Raw genomic sequence first — 5,508 nt, forward strand, 5'->3', positions numbered from 1 at the left:
GCAGATTGGCGATGGTCTGCTCGATAGCCGCCCAGGCCGCCGCTGGCGTATTGGGCTGGGCCGGAATGATCACTTCGATGTCGGGCTGGTTGGCGGCCACCCAGGCAGCCATCTGCTGCGCCTTGGCGGAGCCCGGTGAGGAGTTGAAACCGTGCAGGTAGAGGAGAACCGACTTCATGGAATGCTCTCCTCAATAACCGGTGGCGTTGGGGTCGGGCACAAACTGCCCCACCGGCAGGCGCCACACCTCGCTGGCCACCCGCCCATCCGGATAGAGGGTGAGATAGCGCCAACCCGGGCCGGATTCATCCAGCGCGAAGCCATCAGAGAGCGGTTTGAACTGGATGCAAGTCGATGGGCTGGCAATCAGCCGCACCCCGCGGTGCTCCTCGTCAAACTCCTGATGGACGTGGCCAAACAGGATGGTCTTCTGCTGCGGATGACGAGCCAGCACGGCAAACAGGTCATCGGCATTCTTGAGATTGTGCTGATCCAGCCAGGCACAGCCCACCGGCACCGCCTGATGGTGCAGGGTGATAAGGGCGTGGCGATCAGGATATTGGCGCAGGGCACGGTCGAGGGCGGCTAGCTGGTGATCGCCAATCATGCCGTGGGGTTTGCCGCGCACCTGGGTGTCGAGCAGGATCACCTGCCAGTGGTCGCCCACCAGCTGCTTGGATTCGCTGATCCCGGCGGCATGGAGATATTCGGTCATCAGCGGGCTGTCATCGTGATTGCCCGGCAGCCAGTAGATGGGGCGGCCAAGGGGCGCCATCATGGAGGCGAAACGCTGATAGGATTCCGGGCTGTGATCCTGCGACAGATCGCCGGTCGCCAGAATCACCTCGTAGGGGTGTTCATTGGCCTGCACCTGTTCCAGCACGGCGGCCAGACTCTCTGCGGTGCGCACAGCCAACAGCCGCCCTTCGGCACTCGCGAAGAGGTGGGTGTCGGTAATTTGCAACAGGCGCACACTGCCGTCCTGCGCCTGGGGGAGCTCTGTTTCCAAAATCACGCTTCTTTTTATTTGTTCAACTGGAGATATTGATCGGGCTGGTACCATGTCTGAGACAAAATTTTAGCCATTCAGCCAGAAACAGATTTACCTGCTCCTTTTCGTCCCGCTGGTGCATCTTTTTATTGGGATAATCATAACGTGGTTGCAAACGGGAAATCTGTTGCGCTGCACACACTTCCGCCATCCGCACATCATGATACAAACGAATCTCTATCTGAGCTTGTAAATATTCGGGCAATTCGGGGTTGTGCTGGCTCAGGATCACCTGATTGGTGAAGCGACTCTCGCCAATGATGGTGAGCTGGAACTGCAGATCGTTGCCGACCCGATAGCGGCGCTCGGCCCCGACTTCCCCATCTGGCGGCAGCAGTTTCATCAACGCCATGTAATTGACCTCGCAGGTACGCTGCAAGGACATCAGATCAGGCACATAGCGCCTGCTCTGTTGCAGGGTCAGCGCCACCTCAGCGATCCGCCAGCCAGCGGGCGCGCAGCTCGCCATGGTTGAGGGCCAGCCACTGCAGGGCGATAACCGAGGCCGCATTGTCGATGCGCCCCTCTTTGAGCCAGGCGTAGGCCTGTTCGCGGCTCACCACGTGCACTCGGATATCCTCACCTTCATCAGCCAGACCGTGCAGCCCCTCGGCCTTGCTGGCATCCACCTCGCCCACAAAGACCTCGATCCGCTCGGTGCTGCCGCCCGGGCTCACCAGATAGCTGATGGCATGCTCGCAGCGGGCCACCTCGATCCCGGCCTCTTCCACCGCTTCGCGGCGCACCACCGCCTCGGCGGTCTCCCCTTCGTCGATGATGCCGGCCACCAGCTCCAGCAGCCAGGGGGTCGGACTGGTCTCCATGGCGCCGATGCGGAACTGCTCCACCAGCACGATCTGGTCGCGTACCGGATCATAGGGCAGCAGCGCGGCAGCATGGCCCCGCTCGAACAGCTCGCGCACGATGGGCTGGTTCCAGCCGCCCGCAAATAACCGATGCTGCAGACGATAGACATTCACCTTGAAGAAGCCGTTATATCCAGCTGATTTTTCAATGATTTTCACATCATCGGCGGCGTAATGCCGATCTTGCGGCAAGGGTTGCTGCGACATCCGGGGCTCCCGTCAGCTTGACTTGTATCAGTTTGACCATAAAATCCGAGGAACATGAATGAACGTTCATTCACTCGGCGTGCCATGGTAATGAGGGGTGGATTTTAGCAGCCACAGACCATTTGGCTAGGCGCGCGGGGAGAAAACTGCGTCCGGTTCTTGACGTTCCCGTCACCGGACCTGAGACTCTTAGCATTAAATTTTGCTTATAGTAGAGTGATTAAGCTGCAATCAAGCTTGGTCGGTGACAATATTTGCCTCTCCAGCAACCAGTTTGGGTTACTACATAAGGTTAAAACGATCTATGAAAAGAACACTTTTGTCAGTCATGGTGTTGCTGGGCGTCAGTGCCGGTGCCCATGCCGAAAACCTGCTCGACATCTACCAGCAAGCCCAGATCAAAGACCCGCAGTTGCTGCAGTCCAAAGCCGTTCGCGACCAGGCCTTCGAGAAGATCAACGAATCCCGTGCCCCTCTGCTGCCCCAGATCGATCTGGGTGCCGGGCTCAATTATCTGCAAAACAAGAACGATACCCAGAGCAATACCAACGCCAAGGGCGAGGTGACGCTGTCGCAATCCCTCTATCGTCGCAGTAACTGGGTCAATCTGGATATCAGCGAGAAGCAGGCCACCCAGTCAGATGTCGCCTACAACCTCGAGATCCAGAACCTGATGGTGCGCACCGCCAAAGCCTACTTTGATGTGCTCAAGGCGATGGATACCCTGGAGTTCGTTCGTGCCAACAAGGTTGCGGTAGAGCGTCAGCTGGAGCAAACCCAGCAGCGTTTCGAAGTGGGCCTGACCGCCATCACCGACGTTCATGAAGCCGAAGCCTCCCGCGACCAGGCGCTGGCTGACGAGATCAATGCCGAAAACTCGCTGGACAACAGCTACGAGACCCTGCGCGAGCTGACCGGTATCGATCACCGCAATCTGGACGTGCTGAACACTGATCGTTTCAGCCCGCAGAAGACCGCCTTCGGCTCCGACAAGTGGCTGGAGCTGGCGCTGGACAAGAACCTGCAACTGCACAGTGCCCGCATCAGCAAGGACATTGCCAAGGAGCAGATCGATCTGGCCAAGACCGGCCATGAGCCGACTCTGGATCTGGGTGCCGGACTGCAAACCAGCAATACCGATTACAAACTTGATAGCATGCCGGGCGGCAATGACAATCAGGCCAATATCGGCCTGACCTTCAAGCTGCCCATCTACAGCGGTGGCGCCACCAGCTCCAAGGTGAAACAGGCTCAATACAACTACGTAGCGGCCAGCGAACTGCTGGAGAAGAACTTCCGCTCGGTGCAGAGCACAGTGCGCTCCTCCTACAACAACGTGAACGCCAGCATCGGCTCGGTACGTGCCTACAGCCAGTCTGTGGTCTCCGCCGACAGCGCCCTGAAGGCGACCGAAGCCGGTTACGAAGTGGGTACCCGTACCATCGTCGACGTGCTGGACTCCACTCGCAAGCTGTACGAGGCCAAGCAGAAGCTCTCGGAAGCCCGTTACAACTACATCCTCAATATCCTGAGCCTGAAACAGGCTGCCGGTATTCTGGAAGCGCAGGACCTGGTGGAAGTGAACCAGGGTCTGATGCCTGCCACGGCAAAAGCCAAAGGCTGATAGCCGCCATCGTGCATGAAAAAGGCGACCGCAAGGTCGCCTTTTTGTTATCCGCATTTCTGTCGGCTTGCAGCCGCCGATAGTGAGCCCCGCCAGATTACGGGGCTAACAGAACGTTAGCCCCGCTCGCGGATCGTCTTGATGATGTCGGTGGTAGAGCAGCCATCCTCGAAGTTGAGAACGCGCACCTCACCGCCGTTGGCAGTAACCTCGGCGTAACCGGCGATATCTTCCGGCTTGTAGTCGCCGCCCTTGACCAGCAGATCCGGCAGGATCTCGGCGATCAGGCGCTGCGGGGTATCTTCACCAAATGGCACAACCCAATCCACCGCGCCCAGCGCAGCCAGTACGGCCATGCGGCGCTCAGTCGGGTTGACCGGACGACCCGGCCCTTTCAGGCGGCGAACCGATTCGTCGGTATTGACCGCCACGATCAGGCGATCCCCCAGCTTGCCGGCGTTGGCCAGATAGGAGACATGGCCAGCGTGCAGGATGTCGAAGCAACCGTTGGTCATCACTACCTTCTCGCCGCGCAGACGGGCGGCACGAACCGCCACTTTCAGCTGGGCTTCGGACATGACGCCGAAGCCTGTCTCCTGCTCGGTATAGAGGGCGTTGGCCAGCTCGACCGGGCTAACGGTAGAGGTACCCAGCTTGCCGACCACGATACCGGCTGCGGTATTGGCCAGCGCACAGGCTTCGTCCAGGCTCTTGCCTGCCGCCAGCGAGGTGGCCAGGGTAGAGATCACGGTATCACCGGCACCGGTCACATCATAAACCTCGTGGGCCTGAGCCGGCAGATGCAGCTCCGGCTGACCTTCGCGGATCAGGGTCATGCCGTTCTCGGAACGGGTGACCAGCAGGGCATCCAGCTCGAAGCGTTTGACCAGATCCAGCCCCTTGGCGACCAGCTCCTCTTCGCTCTTCACCTTGCCCACCACGGCCTCGAACTCGGACATGTTGGGGGTCAGCAGGGTGGCACCGCGATACTTCTCGAAGTCGGTCCCCTTGGGGTCGACCAGCACCGGAATACCGGCGGCTCGGGCGCGCTGGATCATGCCGGGCACGTCGTTGAGAGCACCCTTGCCGTAGTCGGAGAGGATCATCACGTCGCTATTCGGCAGCGCCTGCTCGACCTTGTTCATCAGCAGGGTGGCATCGACGGAGTGGAAGGGCTCTTCAAAGTCCAGACGCAGCAGCTGCTGGTTGCGGGACAGCACCCGCAGCTTGGTGATGGTCGGGAAGTCGGCCAGACGAACGAAGTCACAGGCCACCTTGACGCCAGCCATCTGGCCAGCCAAAGCATCGGCAGCCTCGTCCTGACCGGTCAGACCAAGCAGCACGGCATGAGCGCCAAGGGCGGCGGAGTTGAGGGCCACGTTGGCCGCGCCACCGGGACGCTCCTCAATGTGTTCAACCTTGACCACGGGCACCGGCGCCTCGGGGGAGATCCGGCCAGTGGGGCCATGCCAGTAACGGTCCAACATGACATCGCCAACGACCAGAACGCGGGCTTTTTCAAAATCGGGCAGGGTGATCTTCATCTGTATCGACTCTCAAAACCTGAAAAATCAGCGGGGGATTTTATCACACTCTTTTATCCGGTGTAGAAAAAGCCGACCGCAGTTGCCGCCGCTGTCACGCTAACCGGACGCAGGCTACCCCTCTGACCAGCACACAGCCATTCGCCCCCGCCCCCCCTTTTCGGCTAGAATCCCCCGATTGTGTTTGCGAACAAGAGATTAGCCATGGCCCATGAC

At 59.6% G+C, this 5,508-nt stretch carries 6 protein-coding genes; 1 reads left to right on the plus strand and 5 read right to left on the minus strand.

Going from position 1 to position 5,508, the window contains the following annotated elements; translation table 11 throughout:
- From AACS18_RS23715 to nudF, 4 genes are all read right to left on the minus strand, one after another.
- A partial coding sequence (locus tag AACS18_RS23715; protein ID WP_308810808.1) for a YqiA/YcfP family alpha/beta fold hydrolase occupies positions 1-178 on the minus strand: 178 nt, incomplete at its 3' end.
- Between the two features lie 12 nt (positions 179-190).
- On the minus strand, positions 191-1,009 hold the full coding sequence (gene cpdA / locus AACS18_RS21890; RefSeq protein ID WP_108613323.1) for a 3',5'-cyclic-AMP phosphodiesterase: 819 nt from the start codon (positions 1,007-1,009) through the stop codon (positions 191-193).
- 22 nt (positions 1,010-1,031) lie between these two features.
- Entirely contained in the window at positions 1,032-1,520 is a 489-nt protein-coding gene (locus AACS18_RS21895) for a DUF1249 domain-containing protein (RefSeq protein WP_196783449.1), read from the minus strand.
- Positions 1,483-2,124, minus strand: coding sequence for an ADP-ribose diphosphatase (gene nudF / locus AACS18_RS21900; RefSeq protein WP_005335901.1), 642 nt, complete (start codon positions 2,122-2,124; stop codon positions 1,483-1,485). The genes AACS18_RS21895 and nudF overlap by 38 nt, the downstream gene beginning before the upstream one ends.
- A 304-nt stretch (positions 2,125-2,428) precedes the next feature.
- Here nudF and tolC point away from each other — a divergent pair, with 304 nt between their 5' ends.
- Positions 2,429-3,748 carry an outer membrane channel protein TolC gene (gene tolC, locus AACS18_RS21905; RefSeq protein WP_021231688.1) on the plus strand — a complete coding sequence of 440 codons (1,320 nt, stop codon included), beginning with the start codon at positions 2,429-2,431 and terminating at the stop codon, positions 3,746-3,748.
- A 116-nt stretch (positions 3,749-3,864) separates the two neighbouring features.
- Here tolC and hldE read toward each other — a convergent pair whose 3' ends face one another.
- Entirely contained in the window at positions 3,865-5,292 is a 1,428-nt protein-coding gene (gene hldE, locus AACS18_RS21910; RefSeq protein WP_064339349.1) for a bifunctional D-glycero-beta-D-manno-heptose-7-phosphate kinase/D-glycero-beta-D-manno-heptose 1-phosphate adenylyltransferase HldE, read from the minus strand.
- Positions 5,293-5,508 lie beyond the last annotated feature (216 nt).

Source organism: Aeromonas sp. HMWF015 (assembly GCF_963878965.1).
GTDB lineage: Bacteria > Pseudomonadota > Gammaproteobacteria > Enterobacterales > Aeromonadaceae > Aeromonas > Aeromonas veronii.

Bases quoted from the DNA above. Each gene is read 5' to 3' on its own strand.
- nudF (WP_005335901.1), bottom strand. From the start codon at position 2,124: ATGTCGCAGCAACCCTTGCCGCAAGATCGGCATTACGCCGCCGATGAT.
- hldE (WP_064339349.1), bottom strand. From the start codon at position 5,292: ATGAAGATCACCCTGCCCGATTTTGAAAAAGCCCGCGTTCTGGTCGTT.
- AACS18_RS21895 (WP_196783449.1), bottom strand. From the start codon at position 1,520: ATGGCGAGCTGCGCGCCCGCTGGCTGGCGGATCGCTGAGGTGGCGCTG.
- tolC (WP_021231688.1), top strand. From the start codon at position 2,429: ATGAAAAGAACACTTTTGTCAGTCATGGTGTTGCTGGGCGTCAGTGCC.